At 73.0% G+C, this 25,588-nt stretch carries 21 protein-coding genes; 8 read left to right on the forward strand and 13 right to left on the reverse strand.

Going from position 1 to position 25,588, the window contains the following annotated elements; genetic code table 11:
- Positions 1-274 precede the first annotated feature (274 nt).
- Together AMK29_RS00720 and AMK29_RS00725 are read right to left on the reverse strand one after the other, a co-directional pair.
- Positions 275-1,042, reverse strand: coding sequence for a hypothetical protein (locus AMK29_RS00720; RefSeq protein WP_073808116.1), 768 nt, complete (start codon positions 1,040-1,042; stop codon positions 275-277).
- 5 nt (positions 1,043-1,047) lie between these two features.
- Complete coding sequence (locus AMK29_RS00725; protein ID WP_073806631.1) at positions 1,048-1,635, reverse strand: papain-like cysteine protease family protein; 588 nt, start codon at positions 1,633-1,635, stop codon at positions 1,048-1,050.
- A 238-nt stretch (positions 1,636-1,873) separates the two neighbouring features.
- Between AMK29_RS00725 and AMK29_RS00730 the strand changes: the two genes are divergently transcribed.
- The gene (locus AMK29_RS00730; RefSeq protein WP_073806632.1) at positions 1,874-2,803 is read left to right on the forward strand and encodes a hypothetical protein; all 930 of its coding nucleotides are present in this window, start codon (positions 1,874-1,876) and stop codon (positions 2,801-2,803) included.
- Positions 2,804-2,831: 28 nt separating this feature from the next.
- On the opposite strand, the gene AMK29_RS00735 is transcribed toward AMK29_RS00730, so the two are convergent.
- Together AMK29_RS00735 and uvrA are read right to left on the reverse strand one after the other, a co-directional pair.
- The gene (locus AMK29_RS00735) at positions 2,832-3,257 is read right to left on the reverse strand and encodes a Rieske (2Fe-2S) protein (protein ID WP_073806633.1); all 426 of its coding nucleotides are present in this window, start codon (positions 3,255-3,257) and stop codon (positions 2,832-2,834) included.
- A 169-nt stretch (positions 3,258-3,426) separates the two neighbouring features.
- Positions 3,427-6,504, reverse strand: a complete 3,078-nt coding sequence (gene uvrA, locus AMK29_RS00740; RefSeq protein WP_073806634.1) for an excinuclease ABC subunit UvrA — start codon at positions 6,502-6,504, stop codon at positions 3,427-3,429.
- Positions 6,505-6,671: 167 nt separating this feature from the next.
- Between uvrA and AMK29_RS00745 the strand changes: the two genes are divergently transcribed.
- The 3 genes from AMK29_RS00745 to AMK29_RS00755 all read left to right on the forward strand — a co-directional run bounded on the left by AMK29_RS00745 (position 6,672) and on the right by AMK29_RS00755 (position 9,499).
- Positions 6,672-7,355: a maleylpyruvate isomerase family mycothiol-dependent enzyme gene (locus AMK29_RS00745; RefSeq protein WP_073806635.1), complete on the forward strand. Its 684-nt coding sequence runs from the start codon at positions 6,672-6,674 to the stop codon at positions 7,353-7,355.
- A gap of 35 nt (positions 7,356-7,390) precedes the next feature.
- A complete protein-coding gene (locus AMK29_RS00750; RefSeq protein WP_073806636.1) occupies positions 7,391-8,047 on the forward strand; it encodes an MBL fold metallo-hydrolase in 657 nt (218 codons plus the stop codon).
- Between the two features lie 150 nt (positions 8,048-8,197).
- On the forward strand, positions 8,198-9,499 hold the full coding sequence (locus AMK29_RS00755) for an MFS transporter (RefSeq protein ID WP_073806637.1): 1,302 nt from the start codon (positions 8,198-8,200) through the stop codon (positions 9,497-9,499).
- Between the two features lie 76 nt (positions 9,500-9,575).
- Here the strand turns inward: AMK29_RS00755 and AMK29_RS00760 are convergent, their stop codons facing one another.
- The 5 genes from AMK29_RS00760 to AMK29_RS00780 form a co-directional block, all read right to left on the reverse strand.
- Positions 9,576-10,583 (reverse strand): TerC/Alx family metal homeostasis membrane protein, encoded by a 1,008-nt coding sequence (locus tag AMK29_RS00760; protein ID WP_073806638.1) that lies wholly within the window; start codon positions 10,581-10,583, stop codon positions 9,576-9,578.
- 231 nt (positions 10,584-10,814) lie between these two features.
- Positions 10,815-12,761 carry a TerD family protein gene (locus tag AMK29_RS00765; protein ID WP_073806639.1) on the reverse strand — a complete coding sequence of 649 codons (1,947 nt, stop codon included), beginning with the start codon at positions 12,759-12,761 and terminating at the stop codon, positions 10,815-10,817.
- Between the two features lie 117 nt (positions 12,762-12,878).
- On the reverse strand, positions 12,879-13,457 hold the full coding sequence (locus AMK29_RS00770) for a TerD family protein (protein ID WP_073806640.1): 579 nt from the start codon (positions 13,455-13,457) through the stop codon (positions 12,879-12,881).
- Positions 13,458-13,599: 142 nt separating this feature from the next.
- Positions 13,600-15,735: an excinuclease ABC subunit UvrB gene (uvrB, locus tag AMK29_RS00775; RefSeq protein WP_073806641.1), complete on the reverse strand. Its 2,136-nt coding sequence runs from the start codon at positions 15,733-15,735 to the stop codon at positions 13,600-13,602.
- A gap of 40 nt (positions 15,736-15,775) precedes the next feature.
- Entirely contained in the window at positions 15,776-16,675 is a 900-nt protein-coding gene (locus AMK29_RS00780) for an MHYT domain-containing protein (RefSeq protein WP_073806642.1), read from the reverse strand.
- 267 nt (positions 16,676-16,942) lie between these two features.
- Between AMK29_RS00780 and AMK29_RS00785 the strand changes: the two genes are divergently transcribed.
- Together AMK29_RS00785 and AMK29_RS00790 are read left to right on the forward strand one after the other, a co-directional pair.
- Positions 16,943-17,509, forward strand: coding sequence for a methylated-DNA--[protein]-cysteine S-methyltransferase (locus AMK29_RS00785; protein WP_073808119.1), 567 nt, complete (start codon positions 16,943-16,945; stop codon positions 17,507-17,509).
- A 101-nt stretch (positions 17,510-17,610) separates the two neighbouring features.
- On the forward strand, positions 17,611-18,903 hold the full coding sequence (locus tag AMK29_RS00790) for an MFS transporter (protein WP_079196706.1): 1,293 nt from the start codon (positions 17,611-17,613) through the stop codon (positions 18,901-18,903).
- Between the two features lie 50 nt (positions 18,904-18,953).
- Here the strand turns inward: AMK29_RS00790 and AMK29_RS00795 are convergent, their stop codons facing one another.
- The 4 genes from AMK29_RS00795 to AMK29_RS00810 all read right to left on the reverse strand — a co-directional run bounded on the left by AMK29_RS00795 (position 18,954) and on the right by AMK29_RS00810 (position 23,313).
- Entirely contained in the window at positions 18,954-19,961 is a 1,008-nt protein-coding gene (locus AMK29_RS00795) for a TolB family protein (protein ID WP_073806643.1), read from the reverse strand.
- Between the two features lie 3 nt (positions 19,962-19,964).
- Complete coding sequence (locus tag AMK29_RS00800) at positions 19,965-21,299, reverse strand: MFS transporter (RefSeq protein WP_073806644.1); 1,335 nt, start codon at positions 21,297-21,299, stop codon at positions 19,965-19,967.
- Positions 21,299-22,639: a discoidin domain-containing protein gene (locus AMK29_RS00805; RefSeq protein WP_073806645.1), complete on the reverse strand. Its 1,341-nt coding sequence runs from the start codon at positions 22,637-22,639 to the stop codon at positions 21,299-21,301. Before AMK29_RS00805 ends, AMK29_RS00800 begins: the two co-directional genes overlap by 1 nt.
- 317 nt (positions 22,640-22,956) lie before the next feature.
- A complete protein-coding gene (locus tag AMK29_RS00810) occupies positions 22,957-23,313 on the reverse strand; it encodes a cupin domain-containing protein (protein ID WP_073806646.1) in 357 nt (118 codons plus the stop codon).
- Between the two features lie 274 nt (positions 23,314-23,587).
- Here AMK29_RS00810 and AMK29_RS00815 point away from each other — a divergent pair, with 274 nt between their 5' ends.
- Together AMK29_RS00815 and AMK29_RS00820 are read left to right on the forward strand one after the other, a co-directional pair.
- Positions 23,588-24,634 carry a pseudouridine-5'-phosphate glycosidase gene (locus AMK29_RS00815; protein WP_079196707.1) on the forward strand — a complete coding sequence of 349 codons (1,047 nt, stop codon included), beginning with the start codon at positions 23,588-23,590 and terminating at the stop codon, positions 24,632-24,634.
- Entirely contained in the window at positions 24,631-25,545 is a 915-nt protein-coding gene (locus AMK29_RS00820; protein ID WP_073806647.1) for a carbohydrate kinase family protein, read from the forward strand. The genes AMK29_RS00815 and AMK29_RS00820 overlap by 4 nt, the downstream gene beginning before the upstream one ends.
- Positions 25,546-25,588 lie beyond the last annotated feature (43 nt).

Below are 25,588 nucleotides of genomic sequence, written 5' to 3' on the forward strand. Positions count from 1 at the left end.
GCGCGCACCGGGTGCGGGTTCAGGCGGGAACCCAGGCCCGGCGCCTGGACCCGCGGCCAGCAGCGCGCCGCTCACGGGGTGCGGGTTCAGGCGCGGAAGCCTAGGCCCGGCATGGGGCGCCGTTCCGTTGTGCCCACCCGTTCCGCCCTGGGGGTCCCCCCGGACGGAGTCTGGGGGAGGAACGAATGCCCACAACGGGGGGCGCCCTCCGGTGGGGTTCGGGCCCGGGCGGGCACGGTCCGTGGGGCGGAGGTTCGCTCGCAGGCGGGGTGGCTCAGGTTATCTGGTGGGTTCGGCGGCGGTGGGTCGCTGTCGTGGCCGTCACGGCGAGGACCAGCAGCGCCCCCGCCCCGGCCACCGTGGCGGTCGTGAACCGCCCCGCCTCGGGCGCCGGCGCGGGCCCCGCGTCGTACCCCCCGGCCGCCCCCCTCCTCGCGTAGGCGGACCCGGGAAGCTTGTCCCCGTACGCCCGCCCGACCCGCTCCCGATACGCGGTGAGGCTCGTCCCGTTCGGCCCGACCGCCCGCACCGCGTCCTCGTCCAGCGGAAGCACCTTCGCCCCCTTCTGGACGTACCAGGCGTCGATCTGCGGCTCACGGAAGACGAGGCCCCCGGGCAGGAGCCGGCCGCCCTGCTCCGCGTAGCGGATCTCGTCGTCGCCGGTGGCGATGTTCACCACCCGCCAGCCGTCCACCCCCCGCACCGTCCACAGGGAGGCCTTCTGCCCGTCCGAGGAGATGGCCCGGCTGGCACGGAACTCGACCCGGGCGACGGCGGCGCCGGCCTTCCCGGCGACGAAGTCCGGCGAGAGGATCCGTACCGGCACGGACCCTCCCTCGACGCGCGGCGCGGCCGCCGAGCGGGCGACGGCACCGTCCCGGGCGAAGAACCGGGACAGGGTGTCCAGGGTCCCCGGCGCGGAGGCGGCCCGTTCGGGGGTCGGCGCGGGCGGCGGGCCCTCGGCGGCGGCCGCCGGGAGCGCGCCGAGGAGGACGAGGGCCGCGGTGGTGAGGAGCCCGGCGGCCGTGGCTCGTGCGCGCATCGTCGTCACGCCCCTATCCGGTAGAGCGAGTGGGTCCAGGAGAAGGAGTCGTTGTCGACGTACCAGGCGTGGGAGGCCCAGTTGTAGCGGTTGCTGGAGGGCCACGGGTCGCCCCAGTACACCCAGCTTCCGGCGTCGTCGTAGCCGTGGATGACGTGCATGTGCCCCCCGCCGCCGGACCACTGGATGCGGGTCTCGATCGGCCGGTCGGCGTTGATCTCGGTCTGGACGGTCGAGTAGCGGAGCCAGCCGGTGACGTACGAGCCGGGGCGGACTCCGGCCCAGCTGAGTCCCGTCTGGACGTTGCCGAGCGTGGCCTGCCAGTTGGGGCAGTCGTAGCCCTGCTGCCGGTCGAAGGCGGCGTTGCAGAACTGGTTCTGGCTGTGGTTCCGGCCGAACCAGGTGGCGATGGTGTTGCCGCCGGCCGCCCAGCACCAGTTGGTCTTCTGCTGGGCCTGCATGGTGATGTTCAGCCGCTTGGAGCCGAGGGCGGCGGAGTCCTCGGCGACGGGGACGGCGGACGCCGGGGTGCCGGGGACGAGGAAGAGGGCGGCAGCGGCGAGTGCCGCGAGGTTCAGTTTCCTTCTGCGCATCGCGTTCCTCCCTGGGGCGGGGGGTGTGGGGGTGTGGGGGGTGGAGGAGCGCGTCCGGACGCTGGTCAGGAGCATCGGCCGTTGTCGGGATCAGGTCAACACGCTTCAATGCGGGGTGACATCGGACTGTGAACGGTGTGACCCGGGTGTGAACGGACACCCTCGGCCCACCTGCCCGCCCACCCCCCGCGGCGCGACGGTCCGCATCCCCGTCGTGAATGTTCACCGAGGAGTCCTCGTGAGCCACACCGAGGCCGATCTGACGCGGCTGCTGCGGACCGGCCCCTTCCATCTGGCGCTGCGCACCGCGCTGGCCGTGCGCGGGCTGCCGCTCCAGCGGGTCCAGCACCATCTCGCGCACCGGGGCGTCAAGGTCGGGGTGACGAGTCTGAGTTACTGGCAGCAGGGCGCCCGCCGTCCGCAGCGGCCGGAGTCGCTGAAGGCCGTCCGCGCCCTGGAGGAGGTGCTCCAGCTGCCGGGGAACTCGCTGCTGGGTCTGCTCGCGGGGGACGCGGCCGCGCGGTCCGGCGGGGAGCGCCCGGCGGCCCGTTCGTACCGCTCACTGGTGGAGGCGTCCGGCTCGGTCGAGGAGCTCCTCGCGGAGTTGGAGTCGCCGGTGGACGGCGGACTGCACACGGTGGGGCACCACGAGCGGGTGCGGATCGGGGCGGGGCGGGAGCTGGTGGGGCGCGAGTCCCAGCATGTGGTGCGGGCTCATCGGGACGGTGTGGACCGCTATCTGGCCATCCACCACGGGGATCCCGGCTGTGATCCGTCGCGGGTGGTGGTGCGGGCGGTGGAGAACTGCCGGACGGGGCGGGTGCGGTGGCGCGCGGCGACGGGGGTGCTGATCGCGGAGCTGCTCTTCGACGCGCGGCTGCGGTCCGGGGACACGTACCTGTTCTCGTACGGCTTCGAGGACGGTACGGCGGGGCCGAGCGGGGAGTACGTGCGCGGGTTCAGCTTCGCGGGCGGGCAGTACGCGCTGCAGGTGCGCTTCGACGAGGCGGCGCTTCCGGTGCGGTGCCGGAGGTTCTCGCAGACCTCCGCGGGCGCGCCACGCGGGGGCCGGGCGGAGCTGACCCTGAGCGGTGTGCACCGCACGGTGCACACCGTGGAGCAGGGGGTGCGGCCGGGGATCCTGGGGATCGACTGGGACTGGGACTGAGGGCGAGGACCGCGCCGGGGGCGGAGGCTCAGGCCTCGGGGCCCGCGACCAGTGTGCCGTTCTCGACGCGGACCGGGACCTCGGGGAGCGGCACCGTGGCCGGGCCCTTGAGCGCCTTGCCGGTCGTCACGTCGAAGCGGCTGCCGTGGCAGGGGCAGTTGCCCTCGTTGTTCTCGATCTTGTCGAGGACGCAGCCGGCGTGGGTGCACTGGGCGCTGAACGCCTTGTACTGGCCCTTGGCCGGGCAGCTCACCAGGACACGCTGCTCGCGGTAGAGCTTGGCGCCGCCGACCGGGACCTCGTCGGGGGCGCCGAGGGCGACCGGGGCGGTCGGGGTGGGCACCCCGGCGTGACCGAGCTTGGACTCGGTGGAGCAGGCGGCGACTCCCAGCCCGGCGGCACCGGCGAGGGCGGCGCCTTTGAGGACGGTGCGGCGGCTGGACTGGCCGGACATGAGCGCTCCACGGTGGATCGGGGCAAGGCGTGACCGAACCGACGATACCGGCGGGGAGGCGGGGCCCCGGGGCGGGGGCCCTGCCTCCGGCGTCGGTCCGTGGCAGGACCCGGAGCGGGGCCTGCCACGGACGTCGGTCCCTGGCAGGCCCCCGAGGTGGACTCTGACCTCAGGCCTTGCGGGCCCGGGCCGCCGTCGCCTTCTTGGCCGCGGCCTTGGTGGCGGTCGCCTTGGTGGCGGTCGCCTTCGTGGCAGCGGTCTTCTTCGTGGCGGGCTGGGCGGCGGTCCTGGCCGGGGCCTTCTTCGCCGCCGTCGTCTTCTTCGCCGCCGCCGTCGTCTTCCTCGCCGCCGTCTTCTTCGCCCCGCGGGCCGCCGGGACGGTCCTGCCGGCGTCGCTGACCCGGTCCGCGCCGAGGATCTCGCGGAGGAACTTGCCGGTGTGGCTGGTGGACACCGAGGCGACCTCCTCGGGCGTGCCCTCGGCGACGACGATGCCACCGCCGCTGCCGCCCTCGGGACCCATGTCGATGAGCCAGTCCGCGGTCTTGATGACATCGAGGTTGTGCTCGATGACGATCACCGAGTTGCCCTTGTCGACCAGTCCGGACAGGACCTTGATCAGCTTCGAGATGTCCTCGAAGTGCAGACCGGTGGTCGGTTCGTCCAGGACGTAGACCGTGCGGCCCGTCGAGCGCTTCTGGAGCTCGGAGGCGAGCTTCACGCGCTGCGCCTCACCACCGGAGAGCGTCGGCGCCGACTGCCCGAGCCGGACGTACCCGAGGCCGACCTCGTTGAGCGTGCGCAGATGACGCGCGATCGTCGGGACGGCCTCGAAGAAGTCGAGAGCCTCCTCGATGGGCATGTTCAGGACCTCGGCGATGGACTTGCCCTTGTAGTGGACCTCCAGGGTCTCCCGGTTGTACCGGTCGCCGTGGCAGACCTCGCACGGGACGTAGACGTCCGGGAGGAAGTTCATCTCGATCTTGATCGTGCCGTCGCCGGAGCAGTTCTCGCAGCGGCCGCCCTTGACGTTGAACGAGAACCGGCCGGGCAGGTAGCCCCGGACCTTGGCCTCCATCGTCTCGGCGAAGAGCTTGCGGACGTGGTCGAAGACGCCGGTGTACGTCGCCGGGTTCGACCGCGGGGTGCGGCCGATCGGGGACTGGTCCACGTGCACGACCTTGTCGACGAGGTCGTCGCCGTCCACGCGGGTGTGCCGGCCGGGCACCGACTTGGCGCCGTTCAGCTCGCGCGCCAGGTGGGTGTAGAGGATGTCGTTGACCAGGGTCGACTTGCCGGAGCCGGAGACGCCGGTGACGGCGGTGAGGACGCCGAGCGGGAAGGAGACGTCGATGTCCCGCAGGTTGTTCTCACGGGCCCCGTGCACGGTGAGCATGCGCCCGGGGTCCACCGGGCGGCGGATCTCCGGGGTGGGGATCGCCCGGCGGCCGGACAGGTACTGCCCGGTCATCGACTCCTCGTTGGCGAGGAGCTCCTTCAAGGTGCCGGAGTGGACGACCTTGCCGCCGTGCTCACCGGCGCCGGGGCCGATGTCGACGACCCAGTCCGCGACCTTGATGGTGTCCTCGTCGTGCTCGACGACGATGAGCGTGTTGCCCATGTCGCGGAGGCGCACGAGGGTCTCGATGAGCCGGTGGTTGTCGCGCTGGTGGAGGCCGATGGACGGCTCGTCGAGCACGTACAGCACGCCGACCAGGCCCGAGCCGATCTGGGTGGCGAGCCGGATGCGCTGGGCCTCGCCGCCGGAGAGGGTGCCGGCCGCGCGGTTGAGCGAGAGGTAGTCGAGGCCGACGTCGACGAGGAAGCGCAGCCGCTCGTTGACCTCCTTGAGGACCCGCTCGGCGATCTTCTTGTCGCGGGCGTTGAGCGTCAGCCGGCCGAGGAACTCGGCGCAGTCGCTGATCGACATGGCGGAGACCTCGGCGATGGACTTCTCCATCACCGTGACCGCGAGGACGATCGGCTTGAGGCGGGTGCCCTCGCAGGTGGGGCAGGGCACCTCGCGCATGTAGCCCTCGAAGCGCTCGCGGCTGGAGTCGCTCTCGGCCTCGGTGTGACGCCGCTTGACGAAGGAGACGGCGCCCTCGAAGGCGGGGGTGGTGTACGCCCGCTCCCGCCCGTACCGGTTGCGGTAGCGGACCTCGACCTGGGTCTTGTGCCCGTGCATCAGGGCCTTCTTGGCGCGCTGCGGCAGCCCCGCGTACGGGATGTCCGTGCGGAAGCCGAGCGCCTGGGAGAGACCGCCGATGAGCCGGCCGAAGTACTCCTTGGTGTGGCCGTGCGACCAGGGGTGGATGGCGCCCTCGTCGAGGGACTTGTCCTCGTCGGGGACGATCAGCTCGGGGTCGACCTCCATGCGGGTGCCGATGCCGGTGCAGTCGGGGCAGGCGCCGAAGGGCGAGTTGAAGGAGAAGGAGCGCGGCTCCAGCTCCTCGAAGGACAGGTCGTCGTACGGGCAGTAGAGGTGCTCCGAGTACATCCGCTCGCGCTCGGGGTCGTCCTCGGCGAGGTCGACGAAGTCGAGCACCACCATGCCGCCGGAGAGCCCGAGCGCGGTCTCGACCGAGTCGGTGAGGCGTCGCTTGGCGCTGTCCTTCACGGTGAGGCGGTCGACGACCACCTCGATCGTGTGCTTCTCCTGCTTCTTCAGCGTCGGCGGTTCGCTCAGCTGTACGGTCACGCCGTCGACCCGGGCGCGGCTGTAGCCCTTGGTCTGGAGGTCGGCGAAGAGGTCGACGAACTCGCCCTTGCGCTCGCGCACGAGCGGGGAGAGCACCTGGAAGCGGCTGCCCTCGGGCAGCTCCAGGACCCTGTCGACGATGGCCTGCGGCGACTGGCGGGAGATGGGCCGGCGGCACTCGGGACAGTGCGGCTTGCCGATGCGGGCGAAGAGCAGCCGGAGGTAGTCGTAGACCTCCGTGATGGTGCCGACCGTCGAGCGCGGGTTGCGCGAGGTCGACTTCTGGTCGATGGAGACGGCGGGCGACAGACCTTCGATGAAGTCGACGTCCGGCTTGTCCATCTGGCCGAGGAACTGCCGTGCGTAGGAGGAGAGCGACTCGACGTAGCGGCGCTGCCCCTCGGCGAAGATCGTGTCGAACGCGAGGGAGGACTTGCCCGACCCCGAGAGCCCGGTGAAGACGATCAGGGAGTCGCGGGGGAGGTCGAGCGAGACGTTCTTGAGGTTGTGCTCACGAGCGCCACGGACGATGAGACGGTCGGCCACGCCGGTCCGCACCTTTCTTCAGAGAGCGGATGTGCATGAACACCCAACAACCAAGGATGCCGGATGCTTCCTCCGAGCGTATAGCACGCACATTCGATTTCCGGCCTCGCGGAGACCGCTTCACCCGAACGAGTGGCGAGACCCCTGGTGGCACTAGGGTCGGCGCCATGATCGACCACGAAAGCGACCTCGCTCACGTCCGCGAAGCCACCGAAAGGCTGCTGAACGCGGCCGCCTCCCTGGACAACGCGGCGACGGCCGGGCCGTCACGGCTGCCCGGCTGGACCCGGGGCCATGTGCTCGCCCACGTCGCCCGCAACGCCGACGCACTGGTGAACGTCCTCCAGGGCCGTCCCATGTACCCCGACGCCGCCACCCGGGACGCCGACATCGAGCGCGACTCCGGCCGGCCGCCGGCCGTCCACCTCGCCGACCTGCGCGAGACCGCCGCCCGCTTCCAGGCCGTGGGCGCCGAGCCCGCCGACTGGAGCCGCACGGTCGAGCTCCGCAACGGCGTCACGGACAGCGCCTCCCGGATCCCGTTCCGCCGCTGGGTGGAGGTGGACCTGCACCACGTCGACCTGGGCGTCGGCTACGAGCTCGAAAACCTGTCCGAGGAGTTCACGATCCGCGAGATCGAGTTCCTCGCCGACCGCTTCACCGGCCTGGAGAACGTGCCCGCGACCGTCCTCCGGTCCGACGACGGCGGGACGTGGACCACCGGCGGCGGGTCCGGCGGCGTCACCGTCACGGGCCCGGCCGCCGACCTCCTCGGCTGGCTGGCCGGCCGCCGCGACGGCACCGCCCTGAAGACCGAGGGGGGACCGCTGCCGGAACTCCCGGCGCTCTAGCCGCCGGTGTCGGTGGGCGGAGCTAGGCTGAGCGCATGACGTACAGCGGAGTGGTGAAGGTCGGCGGACCGGCGGACGTGCACGAGCTGACGGACCTGATGATCTCGAAGGTCGCGGTCGGCCCGATGGACAACAACGCGTATCTGCTGCGCTGCCGGGCCACCGACGAGCAGCTCCTGATCGACGCGGCCAACGACGCCGGCACGCTGCTCACGCTGATCGGTGACGACGGCGTCAAGGCCGTCGTCACCACCCACCGGCACGGCGACCACTGGCAGGCGCTCGCCGAGGTGGTCGCCGCGACCGGCGCCGTGACGTACGCGGGCGCGTACGACGTGGAGGGCATCCCGGTCGCGACCGACGTGCCCGTCGAGGACGGCGACACGATCCGCGTGGGCCGGGTGGAGCTGACCGCCCGGCGCCTGGTCGGTCACACCCCGGGCTCCATCGCCCTCGTCTACGACGACCCGCACGGCCACCCGCACGTCTTCACCGGCGACTGCCTCTTCCCCGGCGGCGTGGGCAACACCCGGAAGGACCCGGAGGCCTTCGCGAGCCTCCTCCACGACGTGGAGACCAAACTGTTCGCGGTCCTCCCCGACGAGTCCTGGATCTACCCGGGCCACGGCAAGGACACCACCCTCGGTGACGAGCGCCCCTCCCTCGCGACCTGGCGCGAGCGCGGCTGGTGACGCCCCGCGGCACCGGGAGCGCGCGGCCGAGCAGCGGCGCGCTCCCGCACGCCCCCGTAACCGGGAGGTCCGCGGGGTAGTTGGCGCGACATGCGCCTCAGTCACGCTCCGTCGCCATCCGCTCCCCCGGACGGCCCTGCCGTCCCGTCGATGGGACGGCTCGCCGCGGCCTCGCTCGTCGGCACCGCCATCGAGTTCTTCGACTTCTTCGTGTACGGGACCGCCGCCGCCCTCGTCCTGGGGCCGCTCTTCTTCCCGACCTTCTCCCCGCTCGCCGGGACGCTGGCCGCCTTCGGCACCTTCGCCGTCGGCTTCGTGGCCCGCCCGCTCGGCTCGGCCCTCTTCGGCCATGTCGGCGACCGGTACGGCCGTCGCCCCGTCCTCATGGTCTCGCTGTTCCTGACCGGCTGCGCGACGGTGGCGGTCGGCTGCGTCCCCACGTACGCGACGCTCGGCATCGCCGCCCCCGTCCTGCTGCTCGTCCTGCGCTTCCTCCAGGGCCTGGGCCTGGGCGGCGAGTGGGGCGGGGCCGTGCTGCTCACCGCCGAGCACGCCCCGGCGCACCGGCGCGCGCTCTGGTCGAGCTTCCCCCAGATCGGCCCGGCGATCGGCTTCCTCCTGGCGAACGGCGTGATGCTGGCGCTCACGGCGGGCCTCAGCGACGCGGAGTTCCGGTCCTGGGGCTGGCGGGTGCCGTTCTGGGCGGCGGGCCTGCTCGCGGCGGCCGGGCTGCTGCTGCGCTCCTCGCTCGCGGAGACCCCGCAGTTCGAGGAGCTGTCGGCGTCCGGGAAGCGGTCCGGCGCCCCGCTGGCCGAGGTCGCCCGCGACCACTGGCGGCTCGTCCTGCTGACGGCCGGGGCGCTCGCGGTCGGGTACGCCACCTTCTACACGGTCTCCACCTGGGCCCTGGCCTACGGCACCGAGCACCTCGGGGTGAGCAGCACCGTGATGCTGACCTGCATCATGGCGGCGGTGGCGATCAAGGGCGCGACCACTCCGTTCGTGGCCCTCCTGGCCGACCGCTGGGGCCGCCGGCCGCTCTGTCTCGCGGGATGCGCGGCCTCCGCGCTCTGGATGTTCCCGATGGTGGCGCTGCTGCACACGGCGCGGCCGTTCCTGATGTTCCTCGGGTTCCTGGGCGCGCTCCTCGCGTTCATCACCATGTTCGCCGTGGTCGCCGCGTATCTCCCGGAGCTGTACGAGCCCCGCGTCCGCTGCACCGGCGCGGCCGTCGGCTACAACCTCGCGGGGGTCCTCGGCGGCGCCCTGACCCCGCTGGTCGCCACCACCCTCTCCGACGGCGGGTCCGGCCCGCCCTGGGGGGTCGCCGCCTATCTGACCCTGGTCGCCCTCGTCAGCCTGGGCTGCTTCGCCCTGCTGCCGGAGACCCTGCCGGCGCGGTCCGCGCCCGAGGCCGTCCCGGAGGCCGTGGGCGATCTCGACCCCGTGTAGGCACCGTCCGGAGGCCGGATACGGCGACGGCCGACCGGGGAGACCCCGGCCGGCCGTCGCCGTGTGTACCGCGTCGTCAGGCGCCGATGCTGTCCTTCTCGGCTCCGTCGGCGTCGGCCACGCTCTCGGCGGCTTCCCGCTCAGCCTGCCGCTTGGAGGCGATCAGACTGGTGATCGTGGTGATGACCAGGACACCGCCGATGAACGCCAGCGAGAACGGGATGGAGATCTCCGGGACGTGCACCCCGGACTCGTGCAGGGCGTGCAGCACCAGCTTCACGCCGATGAAGCCGAGGATCACCGACAGGCCGTAGCTGAGGTGGACCAGCTTCTTGAGCAGGCCGCCGATCAGGAAGTACAGCTGCCGCAGACCCATGAGGGCGAAGGCGTTGGCGGTGAAGACGATGTACGGGTCCTGGGTGAGACCGAAGATCGCCGGGATCGAGTCGAGGGCGAAGAGGATGTCCGTGGTGCCGATGGCGAGCATGACGACCATCAGCGGGGTCATCACCCGCTTGCCGTTGGCCCGGATGAACAGCTTGGTGCCGTGGTACCGGTCGGCCACGCCGAACCGCTTCTCGACGCTCTTGAGGAGGCGGTTCTCCTCCCAGTCGTCCTCGTCCTCGTCCGCGCGCGCCTCCTGGATGAGCTTCCAGGCGGTGTAGATCAGGAACGCGCCGAAGATGTAGAAGACCCACGAGAAGCTCGCGATGATCGCGGCGCCCGCCGCGATGAAGATCGTGCGGAGCACCAGGGCGATCACCACGCCCACGAGCAGCACGCGCTGCTGGAGGTGGGAGGGGACCGCGAACTTCGCCATGATCAGGACGAAGACGAAGAGGTTGTCGACACTGAGCGACTTCTCGGTGATGTATCCGGCGAAGAACTCGCCGGACGCCTGGCTGTTGCCGGAGAGCAGCAGGCCGAGGCCGAAGAGCCCGGCCAGCACGATCCAGACGATCGTCCAGATCCCGGCTTCCTTGACCGACACGTCATGGGGCTTGCGCCCGATGAAGAAGTCGGCACCGATCAGGGCAGCGAGACCGAGAATGGTCACTACCCACAGGGTCATAGAAACGTCCACTGCGCCTCCGGCGTCGTACGGCTACTGATCAGCGTCGTCGCTGCCGGAGGTCTCTTCCACCCGGGGACGGACGATCGCCGCCGGGCCGACGCCCCGGGATCGGATCCATGATGATCCGTCCGTACTGACGGGTACGCCGCGCTTGGGGAGTACTCCCCTCCGCACCAAGAAGACTACCCGAATGACCAAGAAAAGGTAAAGGGCAGGGTAAAGAGCGACCAAAAGAGCAGGTCAGAACCGCTTTCCACGGCGAGCGTCCGCGACCTGCGCGAGCACCTGACGGAGCACTCCGCTGCCCGGCGGAACGAGCGGGGGCTCGTACGACCAGGCGTGGCCCACCCAGGGGTCGGCGAGGTGATCGTCCGCGACCGGGGTGAGCCGCAGCAGCGAACGCCACAGCGGGTCGAGCAGGGGCCCGTACGCCGACGCGTCCTCCCGGTCCGCGACCATCAGCAGATGGACGCCGACCGACGGCCCCTCGTCGGCGAGGTACCGGAGCCGGGTGACCGCCCGGTCGTCGAAGCCGTGCGGGAAGTCGTGCACGAGCAGCAGCTGCCGCGCCGCGTCCAGACCGGGCGGCAGGGCGTCGGCGGCGCCGCCGCGCACCGCCATCTGCAGCAGGTCGACCCGCTCGGTGAGCTGTTCGAGGGCCGCCGACACACCGGCCGCGCCCCGGGCCGGAGGGGCCGCGAGGACACCCGACTCCACCAGGGGTGCGAGCGAGGCGGCTCCCGCGCCGGCCGCGTCCACGACATGGAGGGTGAAGGCGCCGGCCGGGTGCGCCGCGAGCAGCCGGGCCGCGTGCGCGACCGCGCTGTCCAGGGCGAGCCGTCGCAGCTCGGTCTCGTCGAGGAGACCGGCCGCCTCCGAGCGCCCCCGGCCGCTGTCCACCCAGAGCCCGCGTTCGAGGGGCAGCCGGACGAGCATGGGGATCCGCAGATCTGTCCGCTCGGGGAGGTGGAGGTCGCCCAGGCGGACGGCCATCGGCTCCTCGGCCGGAACGCGGTAGGCCTGCCAGACGGGGCTGTCCCAGCGGGCGTACGCGGCGGGCAGGGCCGGCTCGACGACCTCGGACTCGGCCACGAGCTGCGCGAGGTCCCGGTCCAGGACCGCCTGCGCCCGCTCCACCAGCTCGTCGTGCCGGGCCCGGGCGGCCGCGCGCGCCGCGTCGTTGGCTCCGTCGGCGCGGGCCCGGTAGTCGGAGAGCGTCTGGTCGAGCTCCCGGTCGAGCCGGGACTCCGCGAAGTCGCAGGCGCTGCGGTAGGCGGCGGTGGTACGGGCCAGGTCCTCGAACATGCCCCACACCTGGTTGTACAGCCGCTCGTCCATGGACCAGCCCGAGGCGTCCCCGGCGACCGGCGTGGGCGGGGCCTGCCGGGGCTCGGCCGCCGGGGCGGCCTGACGGCGGGGGTGGGCGTAGTCGACGGGGCCACCGGTGGGGGTGCCCGCCGAGGGCGTGGGTGCGGCCGTGCCCGCCACGGGCGTGGGTGCGGCCGTGCTCGGTCCCGGGACCGGCGGCGGGGTCGTCGGGGCGGTCGGGGCCGGGTCCTGGGCCGGCACGGGCGCCGGGTGGCGTACGCGCTCCGCCTCCGGGGCGTGCTGGGGCGGAGCGGCCACCGGGACGGGACCGGGCGCGACCGTCTCCAGGATCGACGCGGCCACATCGGCGGGGCGCTCCAGGCCCTGGTCGGCGAGGAGGGCGGCGAGACCGCCCTCGTACCCCTGTCCCATGGCGCGGACCTTCCAGGCGCCCTGCCGCCGGTACAGCTCCAGGGCGACGACGGCGGACTCGCTGTCGAGGCCGGTGATCGTGTAGCTGGCGATCTCGGCGCCGTCGGGGCCCGCGACGGTGACGAAGGGGGCGGCGAGGGCTCCGAACCGGGCGGCTCCCCCGGCCCGCGCGCCCGACAGCGCCAGGAGGACCGAGACGCGGTGGACGGCGCCGGGGACGCCCTCCAGGTCGACGGTGAGCCGGTGGTCGGCGGCGGCCTGTCCGGGGACGTCGACGCCGGGGAGGGAGGGCGAGCCGGGGTGGGCGATCCACTCCGGGCCGGGGACCCTGCCCTGCTCGTCGGCGAGGGTGGCTCCGGCGAGGACGGGGTGACCGGCCGACACCCGGATCTCGAGGCGGGTGTCGGGCAGGGGGTGGTTCTGCCCCCGGACCAGCTCGGCCGTCATCGACTCTGTTCCCCTCAGCGCTACCGGGCTCGGTGTGAAGCGATCGTGTGGTTCATGCGGGACAGCTCCCGGTGGCCTGCCGCCTCCGGGAGCTGTGGTGCGTGCTGCGCGGGCCTGCTACAGGTGCGGCAGGATCGCGGGCATCAGGTCCTGGAAGGTGCGCCCGTTGGCCGGGTTGCCCAGGGCGGTCATCTGCCAACCGGAGCCGACCCGGTGGACCTTCGCCATGATCTGCGCGGTGTAGTTGCCGCCGCCGTCGAGGGTGTAGCGCGCGAGCTCCTGCCCGTTCGTCTCGTCGACGATGCGGCAGAAGGCGTTCTGCACCTCCTGGAACGTCTGGCCGGTGAAGGAGTTCACCGTGAAGACGATCTGGTCGATGTGGACCGGGACCCGCTCCAGGTCGACGAGGACCGCCTCGTCGTCGCCGCCCTGTCCGGCGCCGCCCACGAGGTTGTCACCGGTGTGCTTGACCGAGCCGTCGTCGCTGACCAGGTGGCGGAAGAAGACCACGTCGACCGGCTGCTTGTCGGCGAAGAGGACGGCCGAGGCGTCCAGGTCGATCTCCCGGGTCCGCGAACCGAAGAGACCGCGGCGCGGCGCGGCCTGCCAGCCGAGACCCATCCGTACCTGGGTGAGGCTGCCCCCGCCCTTCTTCTCCAGGCTGATGGCCTGACCCTTGGTCATGTTGACCGACACGCGTATGCCCCTCTCGTTAGCGTTCCCCGCGCCCGCTGTTCCGGTGCGTGCGGTTGTCGGTCACCCTACGCAGCGCCACTGACACCGAGGGAGGCGCGGTCCGGTTTTGTGTCGGTCTTGCAACACACCGGACCGCGTCCGCTCAGGCGAGTCCCGCCTCCTTCATCTGGCGCAACTCCTTCTTCAGCTCTCCCACTTCGTCCCGGAGCCGGGCGGCCACCTCGAACTGCAGCTCGGCGGCGGCGGCGCGCATCCGGTCGGTCATCTCCTCGATGATCGCGGCCAGTTCGGTCGCGGGCCGGTCGCCGAGCTCCACGGTGGATCCGGCCCTGCCCTTGCCCTTGGCCTTGACGCCGTGGGCGGCGAGCGAGGGGACCGGGGCCTTGGCGCCCTTGCCCTCCTTCGCCTGGCGGTAGCCGGTGCCGAGCAGTTCCTCGGTGTCGATCTCCTCGCGCGCGATGGTCGCGACGATGTCGTTGATCTTCTTGCGGAGCGGCTGCGGGTCGATGCCGTGCTCCGTGTTGTACGCGATCTGCTTCTCGCGGCGCCGGTTGGTCTCGTCGATGGCCTGCTCCATCGCCGGGGTGACCCGGTCCGCGTACATGTGGACCTGGCCCGAGACGTTTCGGGCGGCGCGGCCGATCGTCTGGATCAGGGAGGTCCCGGAACGCAGGAAGCCCTGCTTGTCGGCGTCGAGGATGGCCACGAGGGACACCTCGGGCAGGTCGAGGCCCTCGCGGAGGAGGTTGATGCCGACGAGGACGTCGTACTCACCGGCGCGCAGCTCGCGGAGGAGTTCGATGCGGCGCAGGGTGTCGACGTCGCTGTGCAGATAGCGGACCTGGATGCCGAGCTCCAGGAAGTAGTCGGTGAGGTCCTCGGCCATCTTCTTGGTGAGGGTGGTGACGAGGACCCGCTCGTCGCGCTCGGTGCGCAGCCGGATCTCGTGAACCAGGTCGTCGATCTGACCCTCGGTGGGCTTGACGACGACCTCGGGGTCGACGAGGCCGGTGGGGCGGATGATCTGCTCGACGAAGCCGTCGCCGCGGGACAGCTCGTACGTCCCGGGGGTCGCGGAGAGGTAGACGGTCTGGCCGATCCGCTCCTGGAACTCCTCCCACTTCAAGGGCCGGTTGTCCAGGGCGGACGGCAGCCGGAAGCCGTGGTCGACCAGGGTCCGCTTGCGGGAGGCGTCGCCCTCGTACATGGCGCCGATCTGCGGGACGGTGACGTGCGACTCGTCGATGACGAGCAGGAAGTCCTCGGGGAAGTAGTCGAGCAGCGTGTTGGGCGCCGTGCCGGGTCCGCGGCCGTCGAAGTGCATCGAGTAGTTCTCGATGCCGGAGCAGGAGCCGATCTGCCGCATCATCTCGATGTCGTACGTGGTCCGCATGCGCAGCCGCTGCGACTCCAGGTGCTTGCCCTGCTTGTCGAGCTCGGCGAGACGGCCCTCCAGCTCGCGCTCGATGTCGTTGACCGCGCGCTCCATGCGCTCGGGGCCGGCGACGTAGTGGCTGGCGGGGAACACGTACAGCTCGCGGTCCTCGCTGATGACCTCGCCGGTGAGCGGGTGGAGGGTGGAGAGGGCCTCGATCTCGTCACCGAACATCTCGATGCGGACGGCCAGCTCCTCGTACACCGGGAAGATCTCGATGGTGTCGCCGCGGACGCGAAAGGTGCCGCGGGTGAACGCCAGGTCGTTCCGCGTGTACTGGATGTCGACGAAGCGGCGGAGCAGCTGGTCGCGGTCGACCTCCTCGCCGACCTTGAGCGGGACCATCCGGTCCACGTACTCCTGGGGCGTGCCGAGGCCGTAGATGCAGGAGACGGAGGCGACCACGATCACGTCCCTGCGGGTGAGCAGGGAGTTGGTCGCGGAGTGGCGGAGCCGCTCCACCTCCTCGTTGATGGAGGAGTCCTTCTCGATGTACGTGTCCGACTGCGGCACGTACGCCTCGGGCTGGTAGTAGTCGTAGTACGAGACGAAGTACTCCACCGCGTTGTTCGGCAGGAGCTCGCGGAACTCGTTCGCCAGCTGGGCGGCCAGCGTCTTGTTCGGCGCCATCACGAGGGTGGGGCGCTGGAGCTTCTCGATCATCCACGCGGTGGTGGCCGACTTTCCGGTGCCGGTGGCACCGAGGAGCACGACGTCCTTCTCACCCGCGCGGATGCGCCGCTCGAGGTCGGCGATGGCCGTGGGCTGGTCGCCGCTGGGCTGGTAGGAGCTGACGACCTCGAAGGGCGCCACCGAACGTTCGATCTTGGAAACGGGCCGCATGCAACCACCGTACGACTCGGCACTGACAGGCGGGCGGTGATCACCAGTCCTGGGAGCGGTGGCCGCCCCGGGCGACGGTCCTGCGGGCGGCGCGGCCGGCGGGCCGGGAGGTCCAGTTCGCGGGCTCGCCGTAGGACGGGACGTGGCGGGGGGCGGGCACGCCGGGCCGGTGCGGGGCCCGGGCGGCGGCGCCGCGCCAGTCCGGGTCGCCCATCACGAGCAGCGGGTCGAACATGACGACGACGGCGGCGAGGATGAGGAAGACCGCCGGGCCGAGCAGCATCGGCAGCAGGAGCGAGGTGGCGGCGTCGCCGGTGTTGGTGGCGGGCTCGGTGCTGTGCAGCCGGACGCTGACCGCGGCCATGGCGGTGTAGTGCATACCACTGACGGCGACGCCCATCACCAGGCTGGCGCCGAGGCTGGCCAGGAATCCCCGTACGGAGACGGCCGCCCAGAGGGCCACGGTGGCGGCGACGACGGCGATGACCACGGAGAGGGCGACGGTGGTGGTGTCGTACTCGACGCGCCCCTGGAGTCGCATCCCGGCCATACCCAGGTAGTGCATGGTGGCCACGCCGAGGCCGGTGATGGTGCCGCCGGTGACCAGGGTGAGGGCGGTGGCCCCCCGGTATCCGACGATGAAGATGCCGATCCCGACCATGAGGACGGCGACGCCCAGGCTGGCGAAGGTGATCGGGCGGTCGTAGTTGATGGGCGCCTGGTGGACGGAGAAGCCCATCATGGCGATGAAGTGCATGGTCCAGATGCCGGTGCCGATCGACGTGGCGCCGAGGGCGAGCCAGCCCGCCTTGAAGCTGTCGCGGTGGCGGAGCGATCTCGTGGTGCACCGGAGGCCGAGGGCGCCGCCCAGGCACGCCATGAGAAAGGCGGCCACCGGCGTGACGAGGCCGTAGCTGAATCCGTCGACCGTCCCGTGCATGAGCGTGAGTCCTCCACCCGTGGTGCCACGTCGTCCGAAAACAGTCGGTACCGCTGGGTAGTGCTACCGGGCGAGATTATGGCGCGCCGCGGGCCTCGCGACCACGTGACCGGGGAATTACCGGTCGTGAGACCGGAGCGATACCGGCCCGTGACCTCCGCCGCGGTCTCGGGCCCCGTGGGTGCGCCGACGGCGGAAACGGTTCTCTTCCGGGCCGTGGGCTCGTTCCCCTCCGGACTGTCGGTGCCGGGTCGTACGGTGGGCGGCATGGAGATCGAAGCGGGGCCGACGGGCGGCGGGCGGGCCGTCCCGGTGGAGTGGACGGTCATGGAGAGCGCCATCGGTCCGCTCTTCGTCGCCGCGACCGGCCGGGGGCTGGTGCGGGTGGAGTTCCACGCCGACACAGCGCGCCGGGAGCAGATGCTCGCGCGGCTGTCGGGGCAGCTCGGCGCGGAGCCCGTGGAGCGGTCCTCGGGGCTGCTCGCGGGCGCGATACGCCGGCTCGACCGGTACTTCGCCGGCGAGCCCGGCGATGTGGGACTGCCCCTGGACTGGAGCCTCACGGCCGGGTTCAACCGGCAGGTGCTGCGCGAGCTGGCGACGACCGTCCCGTACGGCACGGTCGTCGGGTACGGGGAGCTGGCGCGGCGCGTGGGGCAGCCGGGCGCCGCACAGGCGGTCGGGGCGGCGATGGGCTCGAATCCGCTGCCGGTGGTGGTGCCGTGCCACCGCGTGGTGGAGAGCGACGGCGGTCTCGGCGGCTTCGGGGGCGGCCTGGAGACGAAGCGCCAGCTGCTGGCCCTGGAGGGGGTACTGCCGGCGCCGCTGTTCTGAGCGGCGCCGGCACGCGCGAGAGGCACGCCGGACGGGCGCCGGCCCGGGCGGAGCCGGGCGCCCCGGCGGCGTTTCCCCCGGGTGGGGTGGCTGGCACACTCATGTCAGTGACCAACACCCCCGACGCCCCTGACGCCGCCCTGCCCGGGCGCCTCGCCGCGACCGGAGCGGGACTGCCCGCGCTCCGCCGCCGGATCCAGGCCGTGCTCATCGCCACCCAGATCCTCGGGGGTCTCGGTATCGCCACCGGCGTCGCGCTGTCCGCCGTCCTCGCCAAGGACGTCAGCGGCTCCGAGGCCCTCTCCGGACTGGCGGCGACGGCGACGGTGGCCGGTCCCGCGCTTCTCGCGATGCCGCTGGCCGCCCTGATGGCCGCGCGGGGCCGCAGGGCCGGGCTCGTCCTCGCGTACCTCATCGGGGCCCTCGGGGCCGGGGTGACGGTGCTCGGGGCCGTCGTCGGCAGCTTCCCGCTGCTCCTCGTCGGGCTCGTCGGCTTCGGCGCCGGGTCCTCGGCGAACCTGGCGGCCCGGTTCGCGGCCGCCGACCTGGCCGCGCCGGACCACAGGGCACGGGCCATCTCCACGGTGGTGTGGGCGACCACGATCGGGGCGGTGCTGGGCCCGAACATCGCCGCCCCGGCCGGGGAGAGCGTCTCGGGGCTCGGCATACCGGCCACCGCCGGGCCCTTCGTCTGGGCCGCCGGCGTCTTCGTGATCGCGGCGGCCGTGGTGGCGCTGCTGCTGCGCCCCGATCCGCTCCTCACCGCCCGCGCGCTGACCGACCCCGGGGCGGGCGCCGAGGCGGAGGGGCGTTCGCTCCGGGCCGGGATGCGGATCGTCCGGGAGTCCCCGCGGGCCCGCCTCGCCCTGGTCACCGTCGCCGCCTCGCACACCGCGATGGTGTCGATCATGTCGATGACCCCCGTGGCCCTCACCCACCACGGGGCGGACATCCGGCTGGTGGGTCTGGTGATCAGCGGGCACATCGCCGGCATGTACGCCTTCTCGCCCCTGATGGGCTGGCTGTCCGACCGGCTGGGGAGGCTGTCGGTGATCGGGCTCGCGGTCGGGCTGATCGCCGTGGCGGCGCTGATCGCGGGCACGGCGGGAGCCGACCACGGCCGGACCGCCCTCGGGCTCTTCGTCCTCGGCCTGGGGTGGTCGGCCGGTCTGGTGTCGGGCTCGGCGCTGCTCACGGACTCGGTGCCGCAGGCCGCGCGGGCGGCGGTCCAGGGGCTCTCGGACTTCATCATGAACACCTCCGCCGGCCTGGGGGGCCTGGCGGCGGGCCTGATCGTCGCGAAGGCGGGGTACGGGCCGCTGAACGCCATCGCCGCGTGTCTGCTGCTGCCGATGGCGGCGCTGGCGATCCGCGGCTCGTCGCGGAAGGCCTGACGGCCCGGGCCGTCACGCCCCCGGTCGGTGCGGGTCGACGGGCCGATCCGTCACGGCCCCGGTCGCTGCGGCACCGCCGGGGAGGAGGCCGCCCGGGCGAGCCGGCGCGGGGCCCCGGTGCCGTCGGCGGGCACCGTCCAGACCTCTCCCCCGTATCCGTAGGCGAGGTTCCCGCCGTCCGTCCACAGCGCCTGGTCGTCGATGCCGCGCCGCTCGGCGGTCGGGTGTTCGCGCCCGCTGCCCAGGTCGTACACGTACAGCCGCCACGGTTCGCGGGGGCCGTCGGAGACGCGCTTCTTGAACGCGATCCGGGTGCCGTCCGGGGAGAGCGACGGGCACTCGACGTTCTCCCGCAGGGTCCTGGCCGACCAGTTCCCGAGGTCGCCCTCGACGAGATGGGTGCGGCCGGCCGTCGAGACGGTGGCGTAGAAGCGGTTGTCGTCCGCGGCGAAGCTGACGCCCCAGTAGTTGACGTCGGGGGCGTGGTGGCGGCGGCCGCCGAGGGTGAGGGGGATCTGCTCCATGTTCTTCACGAGGTAGCCGGTGCGCAGGTCGAGGATCGAGGTGCGGGTCGAGAAGGACGAGCGCGCGTAGGAGTCACCGGTCGCGAACATCGTCCAGGAGAGCACGTTCCCCGAGGCCGAGACGCGGGCCCGGCTGGGAATGCCCGGCAGGCCGATGCGGCGCACCTCGCGCAGGCGCCGGTCGAGGACGAGGGCGTACGAGCGGGCCGGTACGCCCGGTCGGCGCTGGAGGCACAGGGCGGTCCCGCCGGCCGCGTGGAAGCGGTCGCAGGAGGGCCCGCCCACGACCCGGCCGCCGGGCGCGGCCGGGTCCACGCGCGCGACGCGGCCGCTGGCGGTGTCGCGGACGTAGAGCGCGGCGGCGGGGGCGTCGAGGGTGAAGCCGGGGTCGGCGGTCCCGGTGGCCGCGGCCTCCCGTCCCGAGGCCGCCCGCAGGGTGTAGGCGGTGGCCCCGCCGCCGAGCAGCAGGAGGGCGAGGACGAGGATCCACACGCGCGTGCGGACGGTCGGGCGGGCGCCGGTCGGGGCAGGCATGGGTCAGTCGGTCCTCTCGACGGGCTCGGCGGGCGTGCGGCCCTGCTCGGCGGGGGCGGGGCCCTGCTCGGCGGGGGCGGGGCCCTGTTCGGCGGGGGCGGTGGGGAGGAGACGCGCGGCGCAGCAGAGGGCCGCTGTGAGGGCGAGGAGGGCGGCGACGAGGGCGGTCTCGGGACCGCTCGCGGTCCAGACGGCGCCGAACGCGACGGCGGCCCCCAGCCGGGCGAGCGCCTGCGCGGTCTGGACGAGCGCGAGGCCGCCGGCCCGCCGCCCCTCGGTCAGGAAGGGGCCGGCCAGGGCCATCAGGACGCCGTCGGTGGCTGCGTAGAAGACTCCGAGCAGCGCGAGGACGCCCAGGAGGACGGCGGTGTCGGGCAGCGGGGTCAGGAGCAGGCCGTAGGCGAGGAGCAGGGACCCGTGCCCGTACAGGAGCGGTCGTCGCCGTCCCACCCGGTCGGCGAGGCGTCCGGCGGGGACGGCGAGCAGCAGATAGACGACGGCGGCGCCGAGCGGGAGCAGCGGGAACCAGCCGGCGTCGAACGCGAGCCGCCGCTGGAGCAGCAGGTACAGGAAGGAGTCGCCGACGGTGGCGGCGCCGAGAAGCGCGGCGCAGAGCACGATCCGCCGGTAGGCGGGTGAGCGCGGCCCGGTGAGGAGGCCGCCACGCGCGCGTGGCGCCGGGGCCGTCGGTCTCGTCGTGCCCTCCGGCGCCTCCCGTCGCCCGGGGACGAGCAGCAGCCACAGCAGGACGCCGAACGTCCCGACGCAGAAGCTGACGGCGAAGACGGCGTCGTACGCGTCGGTCGTCGCCCACAGCAGGGCGAAGGCGGCCAGGGGTCCGAGGAGGGCGCCGGTGGTGTCCATGGCGCGGTGGGTGCCGAAGGCGCGGCCCAGGTCCTCGGGCGGGCTGTGCAGGGTGATGAGGGCGTCGCGGGGAGCGGTCCGGACGCCCTTGCCGAGCCGGTCGGCGGCGAGGGAGGTGGCGATCCAGCCGGTCGCGCCGCCCGCGAGGAGGAGACCGAGGCGGGAGCAGGCGGAGAGGGCGTAGCCGAGCCCACCGACCTGCTTGTGGCGGCCGCCGCGGTCGGCGGCGGCGCCGCCGAGGAGCCGTACGAGTGCGGTGGCGCCGGTGGAGAGGCCGTCGAGCAGCCCGAACTGCAGGGGGGAGAGGCCCAGTCCGAGGACCAGGTAGAGCGGCAGGACCGCGGTCACCATCTCCGAGGAGACGTCGGTGACCAGGCTGACCGCGCCCAGGGCGAGGACGGTGCCCGGGACGCGCCGCCGGACCCCCGAGGGGGTGGGCGGCGCGTCGCGGCGACCGGTGGTCGCGAGGTACATCAGTGACAGGTGTAGGTCGGGGCGGAGTCCTTGACCTGGTTGTCGACGCCGACGTACTGCCAGGTGTAGGTGGTGTCGGTGAGGTCGAGCTTCAGGACGCCGTACGAGCCGCTGATCCGCTTCTGGCTGTGGGGCTGGACGGTCTCGATGTCGTAGGGCTCGGCGCCGCCCATACCGCCGACGATCTCGACGATGCCGTCGGCCGCGGCCTGTCCGTTGGCGTTCTGCGGGGCGAACCGCTCGTAGTGGTGGTCGTGGCCGTTGAGCACGAGGTCGGCCTTGGCGGCGTGGAGGATCTGCCAGACGGGCTTGGAGACGGGGTCGTTGCCGTGGCCGCCGGAGGAGTACAGGGGGTGGTGGAAGTAGGCGGCGACGCAGCCCCTGGTGTTCCGGGCGAGGTCGTCCTTGAGCCACTGGATCTGCGCGGCGTCGTCGAAGGAGTTGGAGTCGAGGGCGATGAAGTGCCAGTTGCCCTGGTCGTAGCTGTAGTAGGGCTTGCCCTGGGGGTAGGCGATCGCGCCGAAGTACGACTTGTAGCCGGCGAACGCGCCGGCCGGGTCGTAGGACTCGTGGTTGCCGGGGACGGGCCGGGTCTTCGCCTTGAAGGCGCCCCAGGTCTTGTCGTAGTAGGTGCGGAAGTCGGACAGCCGTGCGTCGTCGTACTGGTTGTCGCCCATCGTCAGGTAGAAGGACGGCGCGATCCGCTGGGCGAGGGCCGCGGTCTTGGGGTGGGCGCAGGAGCTGCTGGAGGCCGTGCACTGGGCGGCGATGTCGCCGGCCGCGACGACGGTGAAGGCACCGGTGGGCGGGGGCGTGGTGCCGGTGGTGCCGTAGACCTCCACCGTGAAGAGCGAGTAGCCGTACGAGGTGCCGCGCGCCGTCCCGTAGACGCGCAGGTGGCGGCCGGTTCCGGTGAGCCCGGTCCAGTCGTCGGTGCCGCCGTTGCCCGCGGTCTCGGTGGCGAGGCGGGTCCAGGTGGTGCCGTCGGCGGAGATCTCGACGCGGTAGGCCTTGGCGTAGGCGGCCTCCCAGACGAGTTTGACGCGGGAGACGGTGGCGGACGGGCCGAGGTCGACCCGGATCCACTGCGGGTCGACGCCTTCGGCGCTGGCCCAGCGGGTGGTGGAGACGCCGTCGAAGGCCTTCTCGGGGCCGAACGTGCCGTCCTCCACGGAGGAGGACGTGGCCGGCCGGCCCTGGGAGATCAGGACGTCGGCGGCGGCGCCCGCCCGGTCCGGGAGGGCGAGGAGGAGGCCGCCGACGAGCAGCAGGACGGCGGTGAGGACGAGGGGAAGTCGGTCGGTGGAGCGACGGGGTGGGGCGGAGGCGTTCAGGCGCATACCTGGCTCCCTGGCCTGTGGGGTGGCGAGAGCTGGACACCGGTGCGGCGCACCACGGACCGGCCGCGCGGCACGGACGGCGCCCGCGCCGCGGGTGCGGAGACGGGCGACCGACCGGGTGGCGATCCGGGCGCCACGCGGCGGGGCGGTGCTCGGCGGCCGGGTCAGAGCTCTCGCTGAGCGCGTCACGCCCTCCGGGGAGGGCGCCGCGCCAAGCCGCCGCCGTGGAGGCTATCCGATAGGAAGGTTTCCTACCAGACTCTCGACAGGGCGGGATCCAGGACGCCGGAGACCCTCCCCCGAGGGCTCGGCGGGCCTCAGAGGCTGATGTGGTACGCCTTGCGCAGGGTCTCGTGCACGGTCCAGGTGGTGCGGTCGCCCTCGCGCAGCACACAGGCGTCGCCGGGTCCGATCTCCAGGGTGTCCCCGCCCTCGACGGCCACGGTCGCCCGGCCGGAGACCACCACGAAGAGCTCGTTGGCCTCGGTGTCGGTCACGACGCCGGGGGTGATCTGCCAGATGCCGCGCAGCTGCTTGCCGTCGGCCGACTCCCACAGCACCTTGCCCGTCACCTCGGGCGTGCCGGAGACGATCTGGCCGGGGTCGAGCGGTTCCGCTTCGAGTTCCTCGTCGGGGATGTGCACGGCGAAGGAGGGCTGGTCATGTGTCGTCATGGGCGGTGACTGTAGCGGGGGTCCGGGGCCGGCCCGAGGCCGGGACCTGCTGGACGAGACCCTTCCGCTTCCCCTCTCACCAGGCACGATGCCCGATCTGCGCGAGGACGACGAAATCCGTACCCCCCTTCCGCGCAGCGTCCGGCGGGTGGGGCGACCGGCTCGGGAGGCGCTGCCGGGCCCGCCGTGACGGATTCCGAAGGCGCCGGGTTCCCGGGTGGCGGGTGATCGCCGCCGAGGTTTGCGGGGCACGTGGCCGCGCCAGGAATGGGACATGTCCACACAGGTGTCCGAAGAGGTACGAGAAGCGCTGCACGAGGGGCGTCCCGTCGTCGCGCTGGAATCGACGATCATCGCCCACGGTCTGCCGCGCCCCCGCAACCTCGCCGTCGCTCTGGAACTGGAAGAGCTGGTACGGGCCGGGGGCGCCGTCCCGGCCACCATCGCCGTGGTCGACGGCACGGCCAGGGTCGGCCTGGACCGGGCGGCTCTGACCCGGATCGCCGAGGACCCGGCCGTACGCAAGCTCGGCCACCGCGACCTGGCCCCGGCCCTGGCGACGGGCGCCACCGGGGCGACGACGGTCTCGGCGACGGCCCGGCTCGCGGACGCCGCCGGCATACGGGTCTTCGCGACCGGCGGCCTCGGCGGCGTGCACCGTGAGTGGACCGACACCCAGGACGAGTCCGCCGACCTGCGGCTGCTCGCCCGGGTCGGGATCACCATCGTGTGCGCCGGGGTCAAGTCGATCCTCGACGTGCCCGCGACGCTCCAGCGCCTGGAGACCCTGGGGGTGACGGTCGTCGGGTACGGCACGGAGCACTTCCCCGGCTTCTACCTCTCCTCCTCGGGCGAGCCGGTCGACTGGACGCTCCGGACCCCGGAGGAGGTGGCCGAGGTGATACGGGCGCAGGACCGGCTCGGCGAGCCCCGGGCGGCGCTCGTGGTCGCCAACCCCGTACCGGTGGCCGAGCAGTTGGATCCCGCGCTCCACGACCGGGTGCTCGCGGGCGGCCTGGCGGCGGCGAGGGAGAAGGGGATCACGGGGCAGGGTGTGACGCCGTTCCTGCTGGAGTATCTGACCGTGCACACGGAAGGGGCGTCCCTGGAGGCCAATCTGGCGGCGGTACGGGGCAATGTACGGCTCGCGGCGGGCATCGCGGCGGCGTACGGCCCGGGGCCGGCGCCCGGGACGGAGGCGGGTGCGGGGACGGCGCCCGGTTCGAGTAAGCCCGGTCCGACGGCGGCGCCCGGCTCGGCCGCGCCCGGTTCGACGTCCGCGCCCGCCACCGGGGCCGCGCCCGGCTCGGTCGGCCGGTGAGCCCGACGCCGGGCGCCCTGCTGGTCGTCGGGGACGTCGTCACGGACGTCGTCGCCCGGCACCGGACCCCGCTCGCCCCCGCCACGGACACGGCGGCGACGATCCGGACCCTCCCCGGCGGCGCCGGGGCCAACGCGGCCTGCTGGGCGGCCCGTTCGGGGCGCGGGGAGGTGCGGCTCCTCGGCCGCGTGGGCACGGACGCGGCGGCCTGGCACGAGCGGGCGCTGCTCCGCGCGGGCGTACGCCCCCTGCTCGTGCCGGACCCGCACGCGGCGACGGCCACCGTGATCGCGCTGGTGGACGCCTCGGCGGAGCGCACCTTCCTCACCGACAGCGGGGCAGCCCTGCGCCTCTCCCCCGAGGACTGGTCCGCCGCCCTGCTCGACGGCGTGAGCCGGCTCCATCTGTCGGGTTATCTGTTCTTCGCCGCGCCGAGCCGCGAGACGGCCGTGCGCGCGCTGCGGGACGCACGGGACGCGGGCGTGCCGGTGAGCGTGGACCCGGCGTCGGCGGGGTTCCTCGCGGAGCTGGGGGTGGACCGGTTCCTGGCGTCGGTGGACGGCGCAGAGATCCTGCTGCCCAACGCCGACGAGGCCCGGACGCTCACCGGGCTCGGCGAACCGGAGGCGGCGGCCGCCGCGTTGAGCCGGCTGTTCCCGCTGGTCGTGGTCACCCTCGGGGCGGCGGGCGCGCTGGTCGCCGAGGACGGGGCGGTCACCACACGGGTGGCGGCGCCCCCGGTGCGGCCGGTGGACTCGACGGGCGCGGGCGACGCGTTCACCGGGGCGTTCCTGGCCGCGCGGCTCGCGGGCGCGGACCCGGCGAAGGCCGCCGAGGCGGGTTGCCGCGCGGGCGCGGAGGCGGTCACGGAGGTGGGCGGGCGCCCACCGGACCGGCCGCCGGTCGTCTGACACCCGGCCCCTGACGCACCGCCCGAGCGGACACCGCCGGAGG

Source organism: Streptomyces sp. CB02261 (assembly GCF_001905665.1).
In the GTDB taxonomy this organism is placed as follows: Bacteria; Actinomycetota; Actinomycetes; order Streptomycetales; family Streptomycetaceae; genus Streptomyces.